The sequence below is a fragment of the Acidovorax sp. SRI_002 genome (assembly GCF_057586455.1).
This window is the reverse complement of sequence record NZ_JBYCZW010000004.1, coordinates 70,167-93,606: the sequence shown is the minus strand read 5'-3', so window position 1 is coordinate 93,606 and position 23,440 is coordinate 70,167. Positions and strand designations below refer to the sequence as shown.

Annotated in this window: 18 protein-coding genes; 17 read left to right on the top strand and 1 reads right to left on the bottom strand. The window is 63.2% G+C overall.

Annotated elements, in window-relative coordinates; translation table 11 throughout:
* Positions 1-44: 44 nt before the first annotated feature.
* From ahpF to AC2YJX_RS11640, 16 genes are all read left to right on the top strand, one after another.
* Positions 45-1,664, top strand: coding sequence for an alkyl hydroperoxide reductase subunit F (ahpF, locus tag AC2YJX_RS11715; RefSeq protein WP_487256150.1), 1,620 nt, complete (start codon positions 45-47; stop codon positions 1,662-1,664).
* Positions 1,665-2,166: 502 nt separating this feature from the next.
* On the top strand, positions 2,167-4,374 hold the full coding sequence (locus AC2YJX_RS11710; protein WP_487256356.1) for a TonB-dependent hemoglobin/transferrin/lactoferrin family receptor: 2,208 nt from the start codon (positions 2,167-2,169) through the stop codon (positions 4,372-4,374).
* Positions 4,375-4,415: 41 nt separating this feature from the next.
* The gene (locus AC2YJX_RS11705; RefSeq protein WP_487256149.1) at positions 4,416-4,772 is read left to right on the top strand and encodes a hypothetical protein; all 357 of its coding nucleotides are present in this window, start codon (positions 4,416-4,418) and stop codon (positions 4,770-4,772) included.
* A complete protein-coding gene (locus AC2YJX_RS11700) occupies positions 4,769-5,896 on the top strand; it encodes a hemin-degrading factor (RefSeq protein ID WP_487256148.1) in 1,128 nt (375 codons plus the stop codon). Before AC2YJX_RS11705 ends, AC2YJX_RS11700 begins: the two co-directional genes overlap by 4 nt.
* Positions 5,886-6,788, top strand: coding sequence for a heme/hemin ABC transporter substrate-binding protein (locus AC2YJX_RS11695; RefSeq protein WP_487256147.1), 903 nt, complete (start codon positions 5,886-5,888; stop codon positions 6,786-6,788). Before AC2YJX_RS11700 ends, AC2YJX_RS11695 begins: the two co-directional genes overlap by 11 nt.
* Positions 6,785-7,867, top strand: a complete 1,083-nt coding sequence (locus tag AC2YJX_RS11690; RefSeq protein WP_487256146.1) for a FecCD family ABC transporter permease — start codon at positions 6,785-6,787, stop codon at positions 7,865-7,867. The genes AC2YJX_RS11695 and AC2YJX_RS11690 overlap by 4 nt, the downstream gene beginning before the upstream one ends.
* Complete coding sequence (locus tag AC2YJX_RS11685) at positions 7,864-8,697, top strand: heme ABC transporter ATP-binding protein (RefSeq protein ID WP_487256145.1); 834 nt, start codon at positions 7,864-7,866, stop codon at positions 8,695-8,697. Before AC2YJX_RS11690 ends, AC2YJX_RS11685 begins: the two co-directional genes overlap by 4 nt.
* A gap of 171 nt (positions 8,698-8,868) precedes the next feature.
* Positions 8,869-9,225 (top strand): hypothetical protein, encoded by a 357-nt coding sequence (locus tag AC2YJX_RS11680; protein ID WP_487256144.1) that lies wholly within the window; start codon positions 8,869-8,871, stop codon positions 9,223-9,225.
* A gap of 180 nt (positions 9,226-9,405) precedes the next feature.
* Positions 9,406-10,683 (top strand): TolC family protein, encoded by a 1,278-nt coding sequence (locus tag AC2YJX_RS11675; protein ID WP_487256143.1) that lies wholly within the window; start codon positions 9,406-9,408, stop codon positions 10,681-10,683.
* Between the two features lie 35 nt (positions 10,684-10,718).
* A complete protein-coding gene (locus AC2YJX_RS11670; protein ID WP_487256142.1) occupies positions 10,719-11,291 on the top strand; it encodes a hypothetical protein in 573 nt (190 codons plus the stop codon).
* Positions 11,288-12,409, top strand: a complete 1,122-nt coding sequence (locus tag AC2YJX_RS11665; protein WP_487256141.1) for an efflux RND transporter periplasmic adaptor subunit — start codon at positions 11,288-11,290, stop codon at positions 12,407-12,409. The genes AC2YJX_RS11670 and AC2YJX_RS11665 overlap by 4 nt, the downstream gene beginning before the upstream one ends.
* A gap of 9 nt (positions 12,410-12,418) precedes the next feature.
* Positions 12,419-15,538: an efflux RND transporter permease subunit gene (locus AC2YJX_RS11660; RefSeq protein WP_487256140.1), complete on the top strand. Its 3,120-nt coding sequence runs from the start codon at positions 12,419-12,421 to the stop codon at positions 15,536-15,538.
* A gap of 72 nt (positions 15,539-15,610) precedes the next feature.
* Entirely contained in the window at positions 15,611-16,009 is a 399-nt protein-coding gene (locus AC2YJX_RS11655; protein WP_094291724.1) for a hypothetical protein, read from the top strand.
* A gap of 485 nt (positions 16,010-16,494) precedes the next feature.
* Positions 16,495-17,676, top strand: coding sequence for a DNA cytosine methyltransferase (locus tag AC2YJX_RS11650; RefSeq protein ID WP_487256139.1), 1,182 nt, complete (start codon positions 16,495-16,497; stop codon positions 17,674-17,676).
* Between the two features lie 3 nt (positions 17,677-17,679).
* Complete coding sequence (locus tag AC2YJX_RS11645; RefSeq protein ID WP_487256138.1) at positions 17,680-18,678, top strand: phosphoribosyltransferase-like protein; 999 nt, start codon at positions 17,680-17,682, stop codon at positions 18,676-18,678.
* Between the two features lie 8 nt (positions 18,679-18,686).
* A complete protein-coding gene (locus AC2YJX_RS11640; protein ID WP_487256137.1) occupies positions 18,687-20,708 on the top strand; it encodes an ORC-CDC6 family AAA ATPase in 2,022 nt (673 codons plus the stop codon).
* Positions 20,709-20,841: 133 nt separating this feature from the next.
* Here AC2YJX_RS11640 and AC2YJX_RS11635 read toward each other — a convergent pair whose 3' ends face one another.
* The gene (locus AC2YJX_RS11635; RefSeq protein WP_487256136.1) at positions 20,842-20,985 is read right to left on the bottom strand and encodes a hypothetical protein; all 144 of its coding nucleotides are present in this window, start codon (positions 20,983-20,985) and stop codon (positions 20,842-20,844) included.
* 1,128 nt (positions 20,986-22,113) lie between these two features.
* Between AC2YJX_RS11635 and AC2YJX_RS11630 the strand changes: the two genes are divergently transcribed.
* Positions 22,114-23,439 (top strand): aromatic ring-hydroxylating dioxygenase subunit alpha, encoded by a 1,326-nt coding sequence (locus AC2YJX_RS11630; RefSeq protein WP_487256135.1) that lies wholly within the window; start codon positions 22,114-22,116, stop codon positions 23,437-23,439.
* Position 23,440 lies beyond the last annotated feature (1 nt).

Below are 23,440 nucleotides of genomic sequence, written 5' to 3'. Positions count from 1 at the left end.
TCAACCTCCCATACATCACAACTCGAAATTCAAAGGACACCACCATGCTCGACGAACAACTCAAGACCCAACTCGCCGCCTACCTGGAGCGCGTGCAGCAGCCGTTTGAGCTGGTGGCTTCCCTGGACGACAGCGAGACGGCGCGCGACATGCGCGAACTGCTGACGACCATCCAATCCCTGCGCAGCGACAAGATCACCCTGCGCACCGACGGCAACGATGCGCGCAAGCCTTCGTTCAGCCTGCAGCGCGCTGACGCCACCAACTCGCTGCGCTTTGCCGGCCTGCCCCTGGGCCATGAATTCACCTCGCTGGTGCTGGCCCTGCTGTGGACCGGCGGCCACCCGCCCAAGGTCGAGCAGGACGTGATCGATTCGATCAAGGCCCTGGATGGCGACTTCAACTTTGAGGTCTACATGAGCCTGACCTGCCACAACTGCCCGGACGTGGTGCAGGCGCTGTCGCTCATGGCCATCGTCAACCCGAAGATCAAGACCACCGTGATCGAAGGCGGCGCCTTCCAGCAGGAAGTGACCGAGCGCGAAATCATGGCCGTGCCCATGGTGTTTTTGAACGGCCAGGTCTTCGGCTCCGGCCGCATGACGATTGAAGAAATCGTCGCCAAGCTCGACACCGGCGCCGCCGCCCGCGAAGCCGCCAAGCTCAGCGCCAAGGCCCCGTACGACGTGCTCATCGTCGGTGGTGGCCCCGCTGGCGCCGCGGCCGCTGTGTACGCCGCCCGCAAAGGCATCCGCACCGGCGTCGCTGCTGAGCGCTTTGGCGGTCAGGTCAATGACACGCTGGCGATTGAAAACTACATCTCGGTGCTCGAAACCGACGGCCCCAAGTTTGCCGCCGCACTCGAAGCCCACACCCGCGCCTACGGCGTGGACATCATGAACCTGCAACGCGCCGACAAGCTCATCCCCGCGGCCGAGCCAGGTGGCCTCATCAGCGTGCAAATGGCCAACGGCGCCACGCTGCAGTCCAAGACGGTGATCCTGTCCACCGGCGCCCGCTGGCGCAATGTCAACGTGCCCGGCGAAGCCGAGTACAAGAACAAAGGCGTGGCCTACTGCCCGCACTGCGACGGCCCGCTGTTCAAGGGCAAGCGCACGGCGGTCATCGGCGGCGGCAACTCGGGTGTCGAGGCTGCCATCGATCTGGCTGGCATCGTGGCCCACGTCACGCTCATCGAGTTTGCCGACCAGCTCAAGGCCGACGCCGTGCTGGTCAACAAGCTCAAGAGCCTGCCCAATGTGACCATCCACACCAACGCGCAGACCACCGAAATCACCGGCGCCGACGGCAAGGTCAACGGCCTCAAGTACAAGGACCGCGCCACCAACGTGGAGCACCTGGTGCCGCTCGAAGGCGTGTTCGTGCAGATCGGCCTGGTGCCCAACACCGAGTGGCTCAAGGGCACGGTGGAGCTGTCCAAGTTCGGCGAAATCATCGTCGACTCGCACGGCCGCACCAACATCCCCGGCGTGTTCGCCGCGGGCGACTGCACCACGGTGCCTTTCAAGCAGATCGTGATTGCTGCGGGCGACGGATCGAAGGCGGCGCTGAGCGCGTTTGACCACCTGATCCGCATGCCGGTGGTGGCTGCGGCCGAAGGCGCCAAGGCTCCAGAAGCGCAGCGCGAAGCCGTGGCAGCGTAAAGCTGCACCGCACGTCCCCTCTCCCAAACTCTTTCCCGCAAAGGTAGGGTTAGTGATGCGGGGAATATTCCAACAAAGTTGCCCCCTGGCGCTTGATGGATAAGTGCTAATAGCTATAAAAATAAGAGCGACTGGATGTTTCGGCATCCAGTCGCTTTGTTTTGGGGTGGCTGTCCGGGAGAGGCTGGAGTCGCCCAGGCGGTGTTACGTTGGATGGCTGGATGGCGCCGACGTTTACGGAGAAAGCGGCTGTGCTTGGGCTTGTAAGGCACCATCAAGAAGGGTTTTAAATTGTTGCTATTGAGAATTATTCTCATATAATTTCATCCCATCAGCCAGCCACAACGGCCCATGCTTCTGCGCGCAGAAGCCAGGACCGTCTGCATGGAGCCAGCTCTGTATTCGTTGTCGTTTCAGAGAAGGACTCCCCTCCGTGGCGCAGGCATTCCGTTCCCCTCAGTTTTCTTCCCGGTGCGCACAGGCGCACCCCTCCGATCAATGGCTGCAAGGCCGTCTGCGGCCGCTGGCATGGCTGGTGGCCTGTGCATGTGTGGCCATTGGCAGCGCGCATGCGCAAGATGTGGCCCAGTTGGTGGCTGCAGCGCCGCAGCTCAAAGAAGTGGTCATCAGCGGCTCGCGCAGCGAGCAGGACCGCGACGAACTGCCCATGACCATCGACGTGATCAATGCGCAGGCCATCGAGGAAGGCCAGGTGCGCGACATCCGCGACGTGGCGCGCGAGCTGCCCAACGTGTCGGTCACCCGTTCGCCCGCACGCTTCACGCTGGCCAGTGGCTCCACCGGGCGCGAGCAGAACGCGGGCTTCAACATCCGGGGGCTGGACGGCAACCGCGTGTTGATGATGGTGGATGGCATTCGCCTGCCGCGCAGCTATGTCTTCAGCGCCAATGCCTTCGGGCGCGACTACCTGGACATCGGGCTGCTGCAGCGCATCGAGGTGGTGCGCGGCGCCACCTCGGCGCTGTATGGCTCCGATGGCATGGCGGGCCTGGTCAACTTCATCACGGCAGACCCATCGGCCTTCCTCGACGGCGACAAGCGCATCGGCGGCCGGGTGAGCCTGGGCTATGACGGCGACGAGCACGGCAAGCGCGTGGGCGCCACGGTGGCGGGCAAGGCGGGCGACACGGTGCAGTGGCTGCTGGGCGGCAACGTCACCCGCGCCAGCGAGCTGGACAACATGGGCACCAACGATGCGGCCAATGCCGACCGCACCAAGTCCAATCCGCAGAAAGACAAAAGTGGCGCTTTGCTGGGCAAGGTGGTGCTGACGCCCGGCGGCGGCCAGCGCCATGTGTTCACCCTGGAGCATGTGGACAAGACGTCCGACTACGACCTGCTCAGCGCACGCTCCAAGCCACCGCTGGCCGCGACCTCGGTGCTGGGCTCCACCTCGTTCACCGACATGCAGCGCAGCCGCGCGACCTGGGAGGGATCGTGGCGCGTGAACAGCGCTTTTGTCGACGATGTGAAGGCGACCCTGAGCTACCAGGACGCGCATTCGCGCGAGTACATCACCGAAGACCGCAACACCGCCGCTGACCGCGTGCGCGACGTGACCTATGACGAGCGCACCTGGCAGGCTAACCTGCAGGGCAGCAAGGTGCTGCGCAATGGCGGGCCGTGGGTGCAGAAGATCACCTACGGCCTGGATTACACGGCGGCCAAAGTCGAGAACCTGCAGACCGGCGTGACGCCACCGGCGGGCGAGACCTTCCCGCTCAAGCGATTCCCCGACACCACCGAGACCAGCACCGCCCTCTATGTGCAGGACGAGTTCGTGAGCGGGCCCTGGAGCATCACGCCCGGCGTGCGCTTTGACACCTTCCGCATCAAGGCCGACCAGGCGGGCTTTGGCGCGCAGGCGGTGTCGCTGTCGGGCAATGCCACCTCGCCCAAGCTCGGCGTGCTGTACCGCGCCACGGAGCAGTGGAGCGTGTTTGGCAACTACGCGGCGGGCTTCCGTGCGCCCAATGCGGGGCAGGTGAACGGTTTTTTTGAGAACACGGTGGGCAACTACAAAACGGTGCCCAACGCTGACCTGAAGCCCGAGAAGAGCCAGAACTTCGAGCTGGGCGTGCGCGGGCGCATGGAGCGTTTGTCCATCGAGGCTGCAGCCTTCACCGGCCGCTACAAGGACTTCATCGAAGACCTGCGCCAGGTCAGCGGCACGGGCGCGCCGGGCAACCCGCTGGTGTTCCAGTCGGTCAACATCGGCCGCGTCAAGCTCAATGGCTTCGAGGTCAAGGGCGACATGCGCTGGGGCCAGTGGGCGGGCGGGCAGTGGAGCTCTCCGTTTGCCTATGGCCAGACACGCGGTCGCGACACGGCCACCGGCAAGCCGGTGAACACGGTAGATCCATCGCGGCTCACGGCGGGCCTGCGCTATGACAGCGGCGGCTGGATGGCGCGGCTGGACATGACCCACGCCGCAGCCAAGAAGGCCAGCGACGTGAGCGTGGCCACGGGCAGCACGCAGTTCCTCACGCCGTCGTACACGGTGCTGGACCTGGCGGCGCAGTGGCGCATCCGAAAGGACCTGCGCCTGAACGCGGGCATCTACAACCTCACCGACAAGAAGCACTGGCGCTGGGCCGACGTGCGCGGCCTGGCCGCGAACGCCAGCTTCATCGACGCCTACAGCCAGCCGGGCCGCGCAGTGCGCGTGTCGCTGGTGGCGGACTTTTAAGGCACAGCCCATCCCGATGAACCCCATCAAGGAGACAGACCATGAGCCATGCACCTGACACGCCCGATACGCCCACGTCCGGCGCCCATTGCGATGAGGAATACAGCCTGCCCTGCGCCGAGGCGCTGCTGGCGGGCACCCTGGCCCTGATGACGGGCTATGTGCAAGCCTGCTGCGACAGCCACCGCGACGCCATGGGCCGCAAGATATCGGCCAACCTGCAGATGCTGGCCGACGCCCAGGGCTTCACGCCGCACTTTCGCACCGTGGTCTGGAGCCTGCAAGGCCGCTGGGACCAGCAATGCAAGGCGCGCCAGGACGTGGCCGCCAGCGCCGCGATGGTGGCTGCCGAACAACGCCGTGTGCTGTGGCACACCGCACCGGAGGCCGTGCAATGAATGCCGTTGCAACGAACCCCCCAAGCGCTCCGGCCCATCCGCCGCAGGCCGCCCCCGATATCCGTGAGCGGTTCGCCGCAGCCCGCGCAGCGGGCAAGCGTGCCAAGGACGCCGCCGAGAGCCTGGGGCTGTCGGAAGGCGCCGCCGTGGCCGCCCATGCGGGCGAGCATGGCCACCCGCTCAAGGCCGTGCCTCTGCAGGGCTCGTGGCTGGAACTGCTGCAGTCGCTGGAGGCCTGCGGCCCGCTGATGGCGCTCACGCGCAACGAGAGCACGGTGCACGAGAAGACCGGCGTGTACACGCACGTGTCGGCCACCGGGCCGGTGGGGATCGCGCTGGGCGAGGACATTGACCTGCGCCTGTTCTTTGCGCAGTGGCATGCGGGTTTTGCGGTGACCGAGCTGGCCAACGACCTCGCCAAACCGCCGTCGCGCAGCCTGCAGTTCTACAACGCGCAGGGCCGTGCGGTGCACAAGATCTTCACGCGCGATGCCACCAACCTGGCTGCATTCGACGCAGTGGTGAGCCGCTTCGTGCAACCCAGCGCGGGTTACGTGTTTGGTCCGGAGCCCGCGCCAGCGGCCGTGCTGCCCGACGCCGACATCGACGCCCAGGGCTTGCGCGAGGCCTGGGCCGCCATGCAGGACACGCACGAGTTCTTCGGCCTGACCAAGAAATTCGGCGTGGAGCGTCAGCAGAGCTTTCGCCTGGTCGAAGGCCAGTTTGCCTGGCGCGCTGCGCCGCAGGCCGTGGCGCGCCTGCTGGACGAGGCCGCGGTGGACGGCCTGCCCATCATGGTGTTTGTGGGCAGCGGCGGCTGCATCCAGATCCACACCGGGCCGGTGCGCAATATCCAGCCGCTCGATACGCCGCGTGCGCAGTGGATCAACGTGCTGGACGCGGGCTTCAACCTGCACCTGCGCACCGACATGATTGCCAGCGTGTGGGTGGTGGAAAAGCCCACGGCCGATGGTGTTGTCACCTCGGTCGAGGCGTTCGACCACGCGGGCGAGCTGATGGCCATGTTCTTCGGTGCACGCAAACCCGGCAAGCCCGAGCTGCAGGGCTGGCGCGACCTGGTGGCACGCCTGCCTGGCGTGCAGGAGCTGGCCCATGCTGCGTGATCCGATTGCCGTGCAAAGCTGGGGGCCAGGTGGCGCGCGTCGGCGGCTGCTGCGCGGTGTGGCGGCTTTGCCTTGGTTGTCTGCGATGTGGGCCGGGGCCGCCTGGGCCGTCCGCCCGGCGCGCATCGTCTCGCTGGGCGGCGCGTTGACCGAGGTGGTCTACCTGCTGGGCGCACAGGGCCAGCTGGTGGGCACCGACACCACCAGCCTGTTCCCCGAAGCCGCGCTCAAGACCGCCAAGGTCGGCTATATGCGCCAGCTCTCGGCCGAGGGTCTGCTGTCGCTCAAGCCCGACGCTGTGGTGGGCACCACCGAAGCCGGGCCGCCCGTGGTGCTGGACCAGGTGCGCAGCGCTGGCGTGCGCGTGGAGCTGGTGCAGGCCGACCATACCTGGGACGAGGTGCAGCGCAAAGTCGCCACCGTGGGCCGGGTGGCGGGCCGCGAGCGCGAGGCCCAGGCCCTGCAGTCGGACCTGGATGCGCAGTGGGCGGCGGTGCAAAAGCTGGTGGCAGCCACCACGCGGCGCCCGCGCGCCATCTTCATCCTGTCGCACGGCGGCAGCCCCATGGTGGCAGGCACCGGCACGGCGGCCGATGCGCTGATCCGCTTTGCGGGTGCCACCAATGCCATCACGCAGTTCGCAGGCTACCGGCCCCTCACGGCCGAGGCCATGGCCAGCGCCGCGCCCGAGGTGCTGCTCAACAGTACCCAGGGCATTGAGGCACTGGGCGGCGAGGCCGCTTTCTGGCAGCGGCCCGAGCTGGCGCTCACGCCCGCCTTCCGCCGCAAGGCCCTGGTGGCCATGGAGGCCAGCCACCTGCTGGGCTTTGGCCCGCGCCTGCCCGGCGCCGTGCGCGAGCTGCACACCCGCACGCAGGCGATCACCACGTGAGCAGCGTGGCCGTGGCGCAGCCGGGTGCGCGCTGGAGTCCCGGGCGCCTGTCTCCCCGCACGGCGATAGGTGTAGGGGCAGTGCTGGTCGTGCTGGCCTTGGTCTGGGCCAGCACGCAGGGCGCCTACGCCATTGCACCCGCCCAGCTGTGGCAGGTGCTGCTGCAGGCCGTGGGCGCAGCGCCGTTGGCCGAGCAGGCGCCCGAATATCTGGTGTTCATCAACATTCGGCTGCCCCGTCTGCTGATGGGCGTAGCCGCTGGCGCCGGCCTGGGGCTGGCCGGTGCGCTGATGCAGGGGCTGTTTCGCAACCCGCTGGCCGACCCCGGGCTGGTGGGCGTGAGCAGCGGGGCCGCGCTGGCGGCGGCCGTCACCATCGTGCTGGGCAGCCACTGGCTGCCCGACCTGCCGCGCACCCTGGGCAGCTGGACACTGGTGGGCATGGCCTTTGGAGGCGGCCTGCTGGTCACGGCGCTGATCTATGCACTGGCGCAGGCCGATGGCGGCACGCGCATGGGGCTCATGCTGCTGGCGGGCGTGGCGGTCAATGCGCTGGCGCTGGCGGGGCTGGGCTACCTCAATTTCATCTCCACCGACGAGCAGCTGCGCAACCTCCAGATGTGGCTGCTGGGCAGCCTGGGCGGCGCGCGCTGGAGCGCCGTGGCGCTGGTGGGCGCCATCGTGGCGGTGGCCTGCGGCCTGGGTCTGGCGCTCGCGCGCCCGCTCAATGCGATTGCCCTGGGCGAGGCGCAGGCAGCGCTGCTGGGCGTGCCGGTGGAGCGCACCAAGCGCCTGGCCGTGCTGGTGACGGCGCTGGCCGTGGGTGCCGTGACGGCGGCCACCGGCATCATCGGCTTTATCGGCCTGGTGGCACCGCACTGGGTGCGCCTGGTGGCGGGGCCGGACCACCGCGTGGTGCTGCCGGGCTCGGCCCTGCTGGGCGCTGCACTGGTGCTTGCGGCCGACGGCGTGGCGCGCACCATCGTGCAGCCCGCAGAGCTGCCGCTGGGCGTGCTCACGGCCTTCATCGGCGTGCCGCTGTTTCTGGCCATGCTGCGCCAGTATCGGAGCAAGGTATGAATGCCGCCGTCGCATCCCCGGTCACCACCACCGCCGATCTGCTGGTGTGCGACCAGCTGGGTGTGGGCGTGCCCGGCAGGCCCTTGCTGGCCACCGTGCACACGCAGTTCGTGCCCGGGCGCGTCACGGCCATCCTGGGCCCCAACGGCGCGGGCAAGTCCACGCTGCTGACCATGCTTTCGGGCCAGCGCGCGCCGCGCTCGGGCCATGTGCGGATGGGCGGGCAACCGGTGTCCGGCAAAGGCGCCCAGGCCCTGGCCCGGCAGCGCGCCGTGCTGCCGCAGGACACGGCCGTGGCCTTCGACTTCACGGTGCAGGAAGTGGTGGAGATGGGGCGCTTTCCCCACCGCCAGCAGCCCAGCCGCCACGAGGCCCGCATCGTGGCCGAGGCGATGCAGGCCACCGGCGTGGCCCACCTGGCCGGGCGCAGCATCAACACCTTGTCGGGCGGCGAACGCGCCCGCAGCCACCTGGCCCGCGCCCTGGCGCAAATCTGGGAACCTCTGCCCGACGGTGCAACACGCTGGCTGCTGCTGGACGAGCCCACCGCCGCGCTCGACCTGGCGCACCAGCACCACACGCTGGCCCTGGTGCGCCGCTGGGCGGTGGAGCAGGGCGTGGGCGTGGTCGCGGTGCTGCACGACCTGAACCTGGCCCTGCGCTACGCCCACGACAGCCTGCTGCTCGCTCCGGGCCTGGTAGGCCTGCGCAGCGTGCACGTCACGGCCCACCTGCTCACCCCCGTCACCATCGCGCAGGTGTGGGGCGTGCACAGCACGCCAGTGCTGGCGGCCGACGGGGTGCCGCAGTACCTGGTGGCGGCGCAGTGAATGGCGTTTCTGTAGTCAAAATGGCCTCTGCCGCGCTATGGGTCTCAAAGTTTGCTATAAAAAGTGAAGCATCTGCATGGTGTGCCTGTGCAACCCACGGGGCTAGGCCCCTCAACCCGTCAGGCTATCTGGCGGGGCGGGTGGTGCGGCCTGCTTAGAATCCCGCTGCCCATGCGCCGCTTGCTGCTCGTCTTTCTGTTGATGTTCATGCCGCTCCAGTCCATCTGGGCGGCGGCCTCGCCCTATTGTGGGCACGAGTCAGCGCCGCAGGCTTCGCACTTTGGCCACCATGTGCACGAGCACCATGGCGACGAAGGTGCCGACCACTCGGCCCCGGGCGTCAGCCCCAGCACCCTGGCCGACATGGACTGCCATGCCTGCCACGGCACAGGCGGCGGCCTGGCGCACAGTGCCAGCGCCCAGGCCATCGTGGTGGCCGTGGTGCACCCGCCGGGCCTGGCCGCACCCGCCTGGCCACTTGCCCCCCTTACGCGCCCCGAACGCCCCAACTGGTCCTTCTTCGCCTGAGCGGCGAGGCGGGGGCTTGGGTGGCTCCGTTTCTTTTCCTGATGATGTTGGAGACCTGCCTTCCCTGGCAGTAGCGGTGCGCGTCTTGCTGTTGGCGTGCGTGCACCGCTGACCGTCCCCTTCATCCATCGCGCCTCGCCGATTTCAACCTGTGGCCCCCGGCCACTGCAGAGGAATCGGATGCAACCAACGAAACAACGACAACACACGCCCATCGCCGCGCTGGTGGTGATGGCACTGGGCTGGGCACTGCTGGGCAGTGCCGCACAGGCCCAGACCGCACACCCCGGCACGGCGCCGCTCACACTCCAGGCCCTGTTCGAGCAGGCCTGGCAGCGCCAGCCCGAGGCGCAGTCTGCCGCTTTGCGGCGCGAGGCCGCGCAGGCCACACGCAGCGCGGCGGCAGCCTGGACGGCCGAGCCCGTGGCGCTGGAGCTGTCCACCAAAACCGACCGCCCCGGCAGCAACCAGGGCAGCCGCGAAGCCGAAGTGGGCCTTGCCCTACCGCTGTGGCTGCCCGGCGAGCGCGTCCGCAAGGCCGCACTGGCCGACGCCGAAACGCAGGCGCTGGAAAGCCGTCAGCGCGCCGCGCAGCTGCAACTGGCCGCCACCGTGCGCGAAGCGTGGTGGGCCGCGCAGCGCGCGCAGGCCGATCAGGCACTGGCGCAAGACCGGCTGCTGAACGCCCAGCGCCTGGCCGCCGACGTGGCGCGCCGCGTGCGCGCGGGAGACTTGTCGCGCGCCGACCAGGCCCAGGCCGACGCCGCCGTGGCCCAGGCCGAAGCCGCCATGGCCGAGGCCCAGGGCGCGCGGGACGCAGCACAGGCGTCGCTGGCAGCTTGGGGCATCAAGGCCGTGCCCGACTTAGCGCTGGCCGACGCTGCGGAGCCCGAGCCCCCCGTGCCAGACGCCACGGCAGCCGCTGCCCAGCACCCTGCGGCGGCTGACTGGCAGGACCAGGCCGAGGTGGCCCGCCGCGCCGCCGACCTGGCCGCCGTGCAAACCCGTGCCAACCCCGAGCTGACGGTGGCCGCCACTCGGGGCCGCGAGCAGGCGGGCGACCGCTACCAGCAGACCTTCACCGTGGGCCTGCGCATACCCCTGGGCGGGGGCGATCGTGCGCAGGCAAAGCAGGCTACAGCACGCGCCGATGCCATCGATGCCGAGGCGCGTGCTGCCGTGGAGCAGAGGCGCCTGGCCGCCGACATCGCCGCCGCCATGGCCCGCGTGAAGGCCACGCAGGCCCAGCGGGATGCGCTGGCACGCCACGCGACGCTGGCGCAGGGCACACGCGGCTTTATCGACAAGGCCTTCCGCCTGGGCGAAGCCGACGGCCCCACACGCCTGCGTGTGGAGTTGGAGGTCGCCCAGGCTGAACGCCAGCTGGCCCGCGCCCGCATCGACGCAGCGGCCGCCATCTCCCACCTGCGCCAAGCCCTGGGCCTGCTGCCGCAATGACGCCCTTGAGGCCCTCACCACTTTTGCTGAACACCATGAAACTCTCTTCCACTTTCTCCACACTGGGCCTGGCCCTGCTGCTGGGCTTGCTACCGCCGACCGCGCTGGCCGGTGCTGGCCACGACCATGGCGAAACCCCCGCCGCAGCAACGGGCACGGCCCTGCCGCGCTTTGCCGCCACCTCCGACCTGTTTGAACTGGTGGGCGTGCTCGACGGGCAAAAAATCGCGCTCTACCTGGACCACGCGGGCGACAACAGCCCCGTGAAGGACGCCCGGCTGGAGCTGGACATTGCGGGCACCAGCGTGCCCGTCACCCGCGTGGCCGAGGGCGAGTTCCAGGCCACTCTGGCCGCCCCGCTGGCCGAGGGCGTGAGCCCCGTCACCGCCACCGTGGCCGCAGGCACTGACACCGACCTGCTCGCAGGCGAGATCGACCTGCACCCCGCCGCCCACACCGAAGCCGCACCCGCAGGGCTGGCCCGCCGCACTGTGCTGATCGCAGGCGCCGTGGCCGCCGTGCTGCTGGCGCTGGTCGCCGTGTGGGGTTTGCGCCGGGGCCGTGCTGCCCGCATGGGCAACAACCAGCGCGTGGGAGGTGCCGCATGAAGCGCTTCCACCCCATGCCCTCTTTGCTGGCCCTGCTCATGGCTGCCGCGCTCAGCGCCCCTGTGCCTGCTTCGGCAGGCCCCGGCCACGACCATGGCGACGCACCGCTCGCGCCCACCGGCAACGGCCCCAGCCGCCAGCCCGATGGCAGCGTGTTTCTGCCCAAACCCGCGCAGCGCCAACTGGGCGTGCGCACCCTGGTGGCAGCCACCGGGCAGCACGCCAAGGCCTTTGAACTGGCGGGCACCGTGGTGATGGACCCCAACGCGGGGGGCAAGGTGCAGGCCGTGCTGGCCGGGCGGCTGGAGGCTGGGCCCAAGGGCCTGCCGGGCGTGGGTCAGGCGGTGCGCAAGGGCGAGGTGCTGGCCTATGTGGTGCCCACGGCGGGCGCCATCGAGCGCTCCAACCAACTGGCCCAGCAGGCCGGACTGCGCGCTGCACGCGACCTGGCCGCACGGCGCGTGGCGCGCCTGCAAGAGTTGGCCGACACCGTGCCGCGCAAGGACATCGAGGCCGCCGAGAGCGAGCTGCACAGCCTCACCCAGCGCCTGGGCGCCGTGGGCGCGGGCCTGGCCACACGCGATGCGCTGGTGGCCCCGGTGTCGGGCGTCATCGCTTCGGCCAATGCCGTGGCCGGGCAGGTGGTGGATGCGCGCGAACTGGTGTTTGAGGTGGTGGACCCATCGCGCCTGCGCATCGAGGCCCTGGCTTACGACCCGGCACAGGCCCAGAGCGTGACCGGTGCCACGCTGGCCGTGGGTGGGCAGCGTGTGCCTCTGCGCTTTCTGGGCGCGGCGCGCAGCCTGCGTGATCAGGCGCAGCCGCTGCAGTTTGTGGGCGACTCGGCCGCGCTTGGCGCCTTGGCCCTGGGTCAGCCGGTGCGGGTGTTCGTGCAGTCCACCGACAAGGTCGATGGCGTGCAGGTGCCCGCCGCAGCGCTGCTGCGCAACCCGGCCAACCAGACCATCGTCTGGGTCAAGGAGTCGCCCGAGCGCTTTGCGCCCCGGGTGGTCACGGCGGTGCCGCTGGACGGCACCTCGGTGGCCGTGACCTCGGGCCTGCAGCCCGGCGACCGCGTGGCCACGCAGGGCGCCACGCTCATCAACCAGGTCCGCTAAGGAGTCACGATGTTCAAGTGGCTTCTCGAAAACAGCCTGGTCAACCGGCTGCTGGTGCTCATCGCCGCCGCCGTGCTCATGGCCTATGGCGCCTTCACGCTCTCGCGCACGCCGGTGGACGTGTTCCCTGACCTCAACAAACCCACCGTCACCCTCATGACCGAGGCGGGCGGCATGGCCGCCGAAGAGGTCGAGCAGCTCATCACCTTCCCGCTAGAGACCGCGATGAATGGCCTGCCCGGTGTGGAGAGCGTGCGCTCCACCTCCAGCGCGGGCCTGTCGTTCATCTACGTCACCTTCGACTGGAGCACCGACATCTACCGCGCGCGGCAGATGGTGTCTGAACGCCTGTCGTCCATGGAAGAGGGCCTGCCCGGCGGCATCACGCCGCGCATGGGGCCCATCAGCTCCATCATGGGCGAGATCATGCAGGTGGCCATCCCCATCGACGCGGGCAAGACCACGCCCATGGCCGTGCGCGAGTACGCCGACTGGGTGCTGCGCCCGCGCCTCATGGCCATCCCCGGTGTGGCGCAGGTGATCCCCATCGGTGGCGAGGTGCGCCAGTTCCAGGTGCTGCCCGACACGGCGCGCATGGCGGCGCTGGGCATCACGCACGACCAGCTCACGGGCGCGCTCAAGGGCTTTGCGGCCAACACCTCGGGCGGGTTTCTGGAGCTGGGCGGGCGCGAATACCTCATCCGCCACCTGGGCCGCACCTCGCGGCTCGAAGACCTGCAGAACCTGGCCCTCACCGCCAAAAACGGCCAGAGCGTGCTGCTGCGCCAGGTGGCCGATGCCACCTTTGCCGCAGCTACCAGGCGTGGTGACGCGGGCTTCGAAGGGCAGGGCGCCGTCATCCTGGGCATCCAGAAGCAGCCCACGGCCGACACCATCGGGCTCACGCGCAGCATCGAGGCCGCGCTGGTGGACTTGAAGAACTCGCTGCCCGCAGGCATGGAGGTACCGCGCGTCACCTTCCGCCAGGCGAGTTTCATCGAGGCCTCGGTCACCACGCTGCAGGGCAAGCTCATGGGCGCCTCGGTGTTTGTGGCGGTGATTTTGTTCGTGTTCCTCGGCACGCTCCGGCCCACGGTGATTGCGCTCACGGCCATCCCGGTGTCCATCTTCATCACGGCGCTGGTGTTCAAGTATTTCGGCCTGTCGATCAACACCATGACGCTGGGCGGCCTGGCCATTGCCATTGGCGGCCTGGTGGACGACGCGGTGGTCGATGTGGAAAACGTGCTGCGCCGCCTGAAGATGGACCGCGCCAAGCACCCCCACCACCGCCTGCACCCCATCGAGGTGGTCAAGCTCGCGTCCATGGAAGTGCGCTCGGGCATCCTGTATGCCACGGCCATCATCGTGCTGGTGTTCTTGCCGCTGTTTGCGCTGCCGGGCATCGAGGGGCGGCTGTTTGTGCCGCTGGGCATTGCGTTCATCGTGTCCACGCTGGCATCGCTGCTGGTGTCGGTCACCGTCACGCCGGTGCTGGCGTTCTACCTGCTGCCGCGCATGAAGAACCTCGACCATGGCGACACGCGCGTGGTGGCCTGGCTCAAAGCGCGCTACCGCAACGGGCTTGTGGCCGTGCTGGCGCGCCCACGCACGGCCCTGGCCGTGAGCGCGGCGGCGGTGGCGCTGTCGGCAGCGGCGGTGCCGTTCTTCCCCACCACGTTCCTGCCCCCGTTCAACGAAGGCACGCTGCTCGTCGGCATGCGGCTCAACCCCGGCGTCACGCTGGCCGAATCGAGCGCGCTGGCCCGCCAGGCCGAGGTGCTGGTGCGCCAGGTGCCCGAGGTCACGCACGTGGGCCGGCGCAGTGGCCGTGCCGAGCTCGATGAACATGCCGAAGGCGTGCACGTGAGCGAGCTGGACGTGGGCCTGCTGCCTGCGGCCGAGCTCAAGCGCAGCATGGCCGAGGTGCAGGCCGACATCCGCAGCCGCCTGGCGCACCTGCCCGCCGCCATCGCCATCGGCCAGCCCATCTCGCACCGCATCGACCACATGCTCTCGGGCGTGCGCTCGCAGATCGCCATCAAGCTCTTTGGCGACGACCTGGACACGCTGCGGGGCCAGGCCGAAGCCCTGCGCGCGCGGCTGGCGGGCATCCCCGGCCTGGCCGACCTGGAGGTGGAAAAGCAGGTGCTGGCGCCGCAGATCACCGTGCGCGTGGACTACGCCGCCGCAGCACAAATGGGCGTGCCCGCACCCCAGGTGCTGGCCGCGCTGCAGACGCTGGTGGAGGGTGAAAAAGTGGCCCAGGTGGTGGAAGGCAGCCGCCGCTTTGCGCTGGTGGTGCGCCTGCCCGACAGCGCACGCTCCATCGACGGCCTGGCGCGTGTGCTGATCGACACGCCACGCGGCCCCGTGCCCCTGTCGCGCCTGGCCACCATCGAAGAGGGCGACGGCCCCAACCAGATCAGCCGCGACGATGGCAAGCGCCGCATCGTGCTCTCGGCCAACGCGCAGGGCAGGGCGCTGTCCGACGTGGTGGCCGACATCCGCCAGGCCGTGGGTGACACGCGCCTGCCCGAGGGCTACTTCATCACCCTGGGCGGCCAGTTCCAGGCGCAGGAAGAAGCCAGCCGCCTGGTGGGCCTGCTGGCCATTGTCTCGCTGGTGCTGATGTTTGTGGTGCTGTACACCCGCTACCGCTCGGCCACGCTGTCGGCGCTCATCATGGCCAACATCCCGCTGGCGCTGGTGGGCGCGGTGCTGGGGCTGTGGGTGTCGGGCCAGCCGCTGTCGGTGGCGGCTCTGATTGGCTTCATCACGCTGGCGGGCATCTCGGTGCGCAACGGCATTTTGAAGGTGAGCCACTACCTCAACCTGATGCGCGTGGAAGGCGAGCTCTTTGACACCGCCATGATCGTGCGCGGCTCGCTGGAGCGCCTGAGCCCCGTGCTGATGACCGCCCTGGTCACCGCCTTTGCCCTGGCCCCGCTGCTGCTGGAGGCCGAACGCCCCGGCACCGAAATCCTGCACCCGGTGGCGGTGGTCATCTTCAGCGGCCTCATCAGCTCCACGCTGCTCGACACCTTCCTCACCCCCGCCCTGTTCTGGCTGTTTGGCCGCAAGGATGCCGAACGCCTGCTGGACGACAAGAACGCCGAGGCGTTCTGAGCTTTTCTTGTTTTGTTTTCGTTCTCTTTATTTGTTCGTTTGCTTTTTCATTCACCCTTTGAAAGGACTCTCATGAAAACCACCCGCCAACTTTTCGCCGCCCTGGCCCTCGCCGCTGTGGCCACCACCGCCGCCCATGCCGCTGGCGACCACGGCGCAGGCCACGACCACAAGCCCCAACACGGCGGCATCGTGGCTGAAGCCAACGACATGGACTACGAACTCGTCGCCAAGCCCGACACCATCACCTTGCACCTGCGCGACCACGGCAAACCCGCCAAGACCGAGGGCGTGAGCGCCAAGCTCACCCTGCTCAACGGCACCGAGAAATCCGAGGCCGTGCTTGTACCGGCCGGCGAGGGCAGACTCGAAACCAAAGGCATCTTCAAGGTCGCAGCAGGCACCAAGGTGGTGGCGCTAGTGACGTTGCCGGGCAAGAAGGCGGCGAATGTGCGGTTTGCGGTGAAGTAAGCCGCTGCCGGAGAGAGATAGAAAGCGTTGTGCACCACGCGCCGCCGCGTTGGCTTTTGCTGGCGTGGCGGTGTGTGGTCTGTGGTCTGTCTCAGTGGCAGTGCGCCTTGAGCACCGGCGAGATGGGTGCGTGCGTGGTTTCAGTGGTGCGGTGTGCTGAAATTTGAAGAAAATCGGGCTCTACCGCCTGTCTATCAAGCGCTTATAGCTATCAAATTGGTAGTGAGATGGTTGACCCTGGACTTAAGGTGATGCGCTTCCGTGGGCGGGAATCGTCAGATTCTTGGGGGCGGGGTCTCTGGCTGCTTTAGGCTGACAGCAGTCGGTCGTTTCCGGATCTTGGAGGACTGCCGGCGACTCAGCGCAGCGATTGGTTGAAGCCGCATGACGGTAGCCTATAAAAGCGTATTCGCTCCCCGTGAAAGCAACCCCGAAAGACTGCTCGCGTCTAACGCTGGAGTCGGGCCACCGAGCTAAACTGCGCTATGTCCTCTACAAGAATGCCAAACTTCTATAGCTTGTTTTCCGGTTGCGGCGGCTTGGACTTAGGCTTTGTTGAAGCAGGGTTCTCACCGCGTCTGAGTGTCGATCAAGACGCGAACGCATTAGCGGTTCATGCCGCACATTTTGGATCACCAGTCCAAGAACTGGATCTCTCGGTGAGTGATCCCTCGATTCCTCGATCTGCGCGAATCGATGTGCTTCTGGCAGGGTCGCCGTGCCAGGGCTTCTCGACCCTTGGGCAACGTCGGGTTGATGACCCTCGAAACTCGCTGTTGCTTGTCGCCTCTCGGCTAGCTGAGAAGCATCGCCCAAAGGTTGTAGTCGCGGAAAACGTACTTGGTGCGCTATCTGGCGAGCACCGAGTTTATTGGGAAGCGCTACATACTTCGATGCGCGCCGTTGGTTATCGAACCAAAGACTTTTATATCAATAGTGCAGATTTCGGTGTGGCGCAAAATCGGCGGCGCATAGTCATGATTTCTTGGCGAACTCGTGCCTTGGAAGTGCCTGACCTCGAAAAAGCCTCGTCAGTTACTTTGCGGGATGTTCTATCGATAGGATCTGATACGCCTAACCATGATCCAGTCGAATTGCCCCCTCAATCTAGGCATCGCAAGATTGCTGAAAAAATTGGCCAAGGTCAGAAGCTGACGAATGCCCGGGGCGGCGAGATGTCGGTTCACACGTGGGATATACCTGAGGTATTCGGTAGAACGAACAAAGCACAACGAGAGGTCCTGAAGACCGTTCTTCGATTAAGGCGTCAAGAGCGGAGGCGCGATTTTGGGGATGCAGATCCAGTCGCAACTAGTATTTTGGTAGATATGTATGGTGCGGAAATATTGGAGCAACTCGTGGATAAGGGGTATCTACGAAAATTTCCTCATCACCATGACTTAACGAATACTTTTAATGGAAAATATCGACGCCTCGAATTGGATGGATTGAGCAGGACCGTGGATACCCGCTTCGGCGACTACACCTCGGTTCTGCATCCAATAGAGCATCGTAGCTATACTGTGCGCGAAGCTGCACGAATTCAGGGCTTTCCCGATAGCATCGTATTTTCTGGCTCCACGAAAGAGCAGTTTCGCATGATTGGTAATGCGGTGCCACCACCGATGGCATTCGCTATCGCAAAATCAGTCCGTCAATTACTCTAAAAAATGGCAAGTTACATTGAGGATCTAATCAAGGCTTGGGCCGATGATGATATGACAAAAGTCAATCTTAAGGTTAATCACCTTGAGAGTCGGCTATTCAAATCCTATGAACCGAATAAGTTTTTTAGTGGGGAGTTCTGGGAGCGCTGCGAAGCTTGGCTAAAAAATGTTCCGACAGACGCTCACAAGAAGACCTTGTATCGGCTATTGACAAAGATTTTCTATATAGGTCCCGTGGAATTTGAGGAATTATTCCGTTGCGCGTATGAAGGTCCTATTGCCAGGTGGCTGATAGATCGTGAGCAAATTGATATTTGTGCAGGTGATGCTCAGCAGCGATTGATCGCCGCCGTAGAGAATACATGGTTTTGTCCAGTCACTGATAGTTTTCGAATTAATTCTTTTTTTCATATAAATAATCTGCCCGCAAACGCAAACCTTCGGCCCGATTGGTGTTCTCTTTATTCGCTAGGAGATGTTTTTAAAATTAGAAACTACTGCAAAACTAATGGCATTAAACGTCTAGTTCTTCTGGAGGATTTTGTTGGGGGCGGGAGCCAATCTTTGTCGGCTGTGAATTTTGCGGCAACCCATATTGAAGATATTGAAGTTTTGTTTGCTCCGATGATTATTTGTCCTGACGGGGCAGAAATGGCGAGGCTATTGGAGACGAAATTGAATTTGCGGCGACCCGGAACTCTAGCTTTTGATCCGGTCTTAGAGCTTCCTAAGCCCGCCTTCTTTACTCCGACAGATTCATCTTACTCGCAGACTGAAACAGATGCTCTCAGGGAGCTCATTATTTCATCTTACCCGGCAGTGAGCGGCGGTGTTGCGGTTGGAGCGAAGCCGTATCATATGTACGGATTTCCTGGTAACAGACCTACGGGTGGTCTTGTTGTAATGTTCACTAACACACCAGACAACACCTTGCCACTAATACATTGGCGGCCTGCAAATGGCGCTTGGCAACCTGTATTTCCGAGGCACAGCCGCGTATAGGATGAAAAATGTCATCAAATCCATTTCATGACCTTTACTTGAGCGAGGCAATAAGCGAAGAGGCGCTAGTCGAAATCTTTAGCCCGATAATTGTAGATTTGGCAGGGGCCGTTTTTGAGCCGGGCAACGTAATTGTTCGAGGGCTGCAAGGGTCGGGCAAGACCATGCTGCTGAACTTGTTGCGACCTGAATCACGCATCGCGTATAAGAAAGCAAAAATCAAGTTTCCAGTTCCTAAAGAGCAAGCCAAGTTCATTGGTGCTGGTGTAAATCTTAGGAAGTGCGGGGCTCTTGAGTTCGCCCAACATCTTCAGACTGGCTTAGACGAGCGACAGGTTCAAGAATTGGAGTTGTTGTTCGCTGATTTCATCAACTACTGGATAGTATCCGACGTATTGGCAACGATCTTGAAGTTTGTTGAGGCTGCCGATGAGTCGCTATGCGCGGATATCGGAATTTCTCTAGACCCTAGCAAGTTAAAGGCCTTCTCGGAAAAATTTTCGGTTGATGAGTGTTGGTTCGGGGTTCACTCAAAAGCTAGTAGTATTCAGGAGTTGCAAGCGAGCTTTGCCGAACGAATTGGCTGGTATCGAAGGTTTCTCAATCTAAACATCGATGCGCTGCCCGATAAGATTTTGAGAAGTAAAACTGTTATTGGCGATCCGATTCTTAAAGTTGCTGAGGCGCTCAGGAGCTGCGGTGTAATAAGTGAATCAACAAAGGTCTTTATTCGGATTGACCAATACGAACAGTTGACCACACTAAATGTGTCGGGCACAACATATGGTGATGCTTGCCAAAGGTTGATCCATAAGGCGATAGGTGCGCGTGATGGACGAGTTTCATACCGTATAGGTACGAGATCGCACGGTTGGCCCTCACGGCCCATAATTTATCGAACTACTGACTCTCTAGAACTTAAGCGAGATTTTTCATTCCTTGACATGGATGAATTGTTTCGTCGTAGAGAGAATGCTCGAACATGGAAGTTTCCTGATTTTGCAAGAGATATTTTTGCGCGAAGGTTGCGTGCGGCTGCATTCCACTCACACGATATTCTGAAAAAGATTTCACTTGCTGCTGCTCTAGGCGACAGTCCAAAACCGCAGGATCGCGTCGCAAAGTATGTAAGTGCCGTGAGCGGGGAGGATATTATCCGGCGCGAGCTTTCGGGAATCGAACACTTGAATGATAAATGGAAGGAATATATAGAGAGCCTCGCCAAAGAAGATGTACTTGCGTCTTGGCTCTCTTGCGCTTGGGTGCGTCAAAAAAGCTATCGACTTAAGAGTAGCAGTGCATTGAGCGACCCCCCTTCAGGCGATGAAAAGCCGTGGAAGCCTTATTGGTACAAAGAGCGCGTACCGCACGCGCTGATGCAAGTGGCATCGGCGAACAGACAAGCACTGGCTTGGAGCGGCGAAGATGAGATACTGAATCTGAGCGGCGGACAAATTCTTGTTTTTTTGTTTCTGCTACAGCACATTTGGGATGCTTGGCTGAGGGATAACAGAGGTTCTTCTACTGATGCATTGGATTTTCCGATACCTCCTGACGTTCAAAGCCAAGGTGTAGTTGAGGCTAGTCATGAATGGAAGGAAAAGCAAATTGAAGGCCCCAACGCACGGCAAAGGCGTGTCTTCGTAGATGCGGTTGGAAGACACTTATATAGGAGGCTCATCATGGATAAGACGATGAGTTATCCTGGAGCCAATGGTTTTTCGCTGCGAACAGATGATCTTGAAAAGGATGCGCGATTAAAATCCTTCCTTTGTCAAGCCGTTGGCTATGGGGATCTTTACGAGATGCCTCATACATCAAAGAATCCGGGGGAAAAGCGTACAAAGTATTATCTTGCCCCTATACTGAGTCCAGTATTTAGGATTCCAAGCGTACACACAAAAGAGCCGGAATATATTAACGTTGGACAGGCTAACAAGTGGCTCTCTGGTAACGATATCCAGCCTGCGGAGTCAGCCAATACGCACTCGTCGCCACTTCAAGGTAGCTTGTTTGGAAATGACGCCTGATGATTAATGGAAAAATTCGCCCTTGGGGGCCGCCGAACTGGCTTTTCCGGATGCCAACGCTAAATTCTAAGGGCTGGTTTCTATTGGGTTGTGTCTCGACGCAAGATCGCTGCAGAGGCATGCTTTTACATCATCAGCAATCGTTGACAATAAACGATTGCGGCTTCGTTGAGATCATTGATTCGGCATCTTCATTTTCCCAAAAATCTGCAGCTAGGATTTTGGCCAATCGCCAACATATCAATGGAATGGCTCTTCCCAAGGTTGATTTGTTCATGACAGCCATCTCAATTCGCAACACGTTGAGAATGTAATTGTTGGCGTGGGTTTTTTACCCTATAGTCTTCCAGATTGGCTCAAAAAGACATACGAGGCACCGAATTTCAAGATTTCTTTGTTAATGCCCTTCCCTGCAGCACCTTCAAGCGTAAACCGTGCATGGGAATTCGTTCGCCGTATTGAAAAAGACTTGAGTCTAAGAGATGATCGACAGATAATTAGAATCGCGGCTTATGATCTTTGCAGTGTTTTTCAACGAATAGATGCAATAACGAAATATGGAAAATCTCCAGCGGTTTTTGCACCCTATGGACCCAAGGCGCAATCTGTAGCGATGTGCTTGCACGCTCTTAGGTATCCCGCTGAGGTATACTTTACACAGCCCACCTATTATCACCCTGAATACTCAACCGGAATCGCATTGAAAAATGGATTACCTATGGGCTATTCTTATCTTATTAGGCTGGATGGAGCAGATTTTTACTAAATTTCGCATCCAGAATGATCATGGGTTTTAGAAAATTGGGGCTCAAAATGAAATTTCATCATGGCTTGCATAAATATTCTGAGGCATTTGATAGTTTTGTAATGCTGAGTATCGCAACAGCGCGTCCTGCTCACCTCGGGGGCGGTGGCTTGGTAGCCCATGTGCAATGAGTCCACAGCATCCATTAAGCTGAAATCCTTAAAGACAGTGACGGCTGCAAAGCAATACCTGCTGAGCTGATCTGAAATCCCCTCGCATGCCCCAGCCTCTCATCGGCTAGGCATGGCTCCCAACGACTCCTCGCCACGCAGGCTGTCCGCCCGGCCCAGCCCATCGGTAGAAGTTTTCGGCCGACCGCCCCCAGTACCCAATCCCGTTTGACTCGCTCATGCCATCTGCATGCAGCGCGGCCTTGCACGCCTTGCACCGCCCCCATGGTGCAGTAATCTCCCGCGCCGCCGTCAAAGTCATATTCACACCAGTGATGTGAAACATCACCAGGGTTCCATTGACTGATATTGCTGCAGCGCGAATGATCGGTCCCCAGGCGCTGGGTGCTATCCGCACCTGCCCCGAAAGACGGATGAATTGATAGATCGACCGATTGATTGGCGATGACAAAAAACAAAGGAGACGCCCATGCATGAATGCCCCGTCACCGTGTTCCCGCAGCAAATCCGCTGGGAGACGGACGGCACCAGCCGCATTCCTTTTCAGGCCTATACGGATGAGGCGCTGTACCGTAAGGAGCTGGACCGTTTGTTCTACAACGGGCACTGGTGCTATGTCGGCCTGGAGGCAGAGATTCCCAACGCGGGGGATTTCAAGCGCACGGTGATTGGCGAGCGTTCGGTGCTGCTGGTGCGCGACAAGGATGCTTCGATCCATGTGGTGGAAAACGTGTGCGCTCACCGGGGCATGGCGTTTTGCCGTGAGCGGCATGGCAACCGCGAGAGCCTGACCTGCCCGTACCACCAGTGGAACTACACCCTGTCGGGCGACTTGCAGGGCGTGCCGTTTCGGCGCGGCGTGAAGCAGGATGGCAAGGTCAATGGCGGCATGCCTGCAGACTTCAACCCGGCAGAGCATGGGCTGACCAAGCTCAAGGTGGCCACCCGTGGCGGCGTGGTGTTTGCGTCGTTTGACCACAGCGTGGAGCCGCTGGAGGAATTCTTGGGCCCCACCATCCTGGGCTACTTTGACCGGCTGTTCAATGGCCGCAAGCTCACCATCCTGGGCTACAACCGCCAGCGCATTCCGGGCAACTGGAAGCTGATGCAAGAGAACATCAAGGACCCGTACCACCCCGGCCTGCTGCACACCTGGTTTGTGACCTTTGGGCTCTGGCGCGCCGACAACAAGTCGCAACTGCTGATGGATGCGCAGCACCGCCATGCGGCGATGGTCTCGACCCGTGGCGCGGCGGGCAAGGCGGCGGATGTGACGCAGGTGTCCAGCTTCAAGGCCAGCATGTCGCTGAATGACCCGCGCTTTCTGGACATTGCGCAGGAGGATTGGTGGGCGGGCCCGGCCCCCGCAGCCAGCGGGGAGGGCGCTGCGGTGCCGAACGCACCGGCATCGGTGCCCACGGCGGTGATGATGACCGTGTTCCCTAGCGTGATTTTTCAGCAGCAGGTCAACAGCGTGTCCACACGCCACATCCAGCCCGATGGCAAGGGGGCGTTTGATTTTGTGTGGACGCACTTTGGCTTTGAGGACGACAGCGAGGAGATGACGCAGCGCCGCCTGCGCCAGGCCAATCTGTTCGGCCCGGCGGGCTTTGTGTCGGCTGACGATGGCGAGGTGATCGAGTGGTCGCAAGAGGGCTTTGAGACCAAGCCCGCGCACCGCACGCTGGCCGAGCTGGGCGGGCGCGATGTGGGCGACACAGACCACATGGTGACCGAGACGCTGATCCGGGGCATGTACGAATACTGGCGCAAGGTGATGGAGGCGGAGGCTTGAC

Coding starts and splice junctions, on each gene's coding strand:
- AC2YJX_RS11685 (WP_487256145.1), top strand. CDS start 7,864: ATGAATGCCGCCGTCGCATCCCCGGTCACCACCACCGCCGATCTGCTG.
- AC2YJX_RS11635 (WP_487256136.1), bottom strand. CDS start 20,985: ATGAACAAATCAACCTTGGGAAGAGCCATTCCATTGATATGTTGGCGA.
- AC2YJX_RS11665 (WP_487256141.1), top strand. CDS start 11,288: ATGAAGCGCTTCCACCCCATGCCCTCTTTGCTGGCCCTGCTCATGGCT.
- AC2YJX_RS11675 (WP_487256143.1), top strand. CDS start 9,406: ATGCAACCAACGAAACAACGACAACACACGCCCATCGCCGCGCTGGTG.
- AC2YJX_RS11700 (WP_487256148.1), top strand. CDS start 4,769: ATGAATGCCGTTGCAACGAACCCCCCAAGCGCTCCGGCCCATCCGCCG.
- AC2YJX_RS11640 (WP_487256137.1), top strand. CDS start 18,687: ATGTCATCAAATCCATTTCATGACCTTTACTTGAGCGAGGCAATAAGC.
- AC2YJX_RS11680 (WP_487256144.1), top strand. CDS start 8,869: ATGCGCCGCTTGCTGCTCGTCTTTCTGTTGATGTTCATGCCGCTCCAG.
- AC2YJX_RS11630 (WP_487256135.1), top strand. CDS start 22,114: ATGCATGAATGCCCCGTCACCGTGTTCCCGCAGCAAATCCGCTGGGAG.
- AC2YJX_RS11655 (WP_094291724.1), top strand. CDS start 15,611: ATGAAAACCACCCGCCAACTTTTCGCCGCCCTGGCCCTCGCCGCTGTG.
- AC2YJX_RS11645 (WP_487256138.1), top strand. CDS start 17,680: ATGGCAAGTTACATTGAGGATCTAATCAAGGCTTGGGCCGATGATGAT.
- AC2YJX_RS11650 (WP_487256139.1), top strand. CDS start 16,495: ATGTCCTCTACAAGAATGCCAAACTTCTATAGCTTGTTTTCCGGTTGC.
- AC2YJX_RS11660 (WP_487256140.1), top strand. CDS start 12,419: ATGTTCAAGTGGCTTCTCGAAAACAGCCTGGTCAACCGGCTGCTGGTG.
- ahpF (WP_487256150.1), top strand. CDS start 45: ATGCTCGACGAACAACTCAAGACCCAACTCGCCGCCTACCTGGAGCGC.
- AC2YJX_RS11670 (WP_487256142.1), top strand. CDS start 10,719: ATGAAACTCTCTTCCACTTTCTCCACACTGGGCCTGGCCCTGCTGCTG.
- AC2YJX_RS11705 (WP_487256149.1), top strand. CDS start 4,416: ATGAGCCATGCACCTGACACGCCCGATACGCCCACGTCCGGCGCCCAT.
- AC2YJX_RS11695 (WP_487256147.1), top strand. CDS start 5,886: ATGCTGCGTGATCCGATTGCCGTGCAAAGCTGGGGGCCAGGTGGCGCG.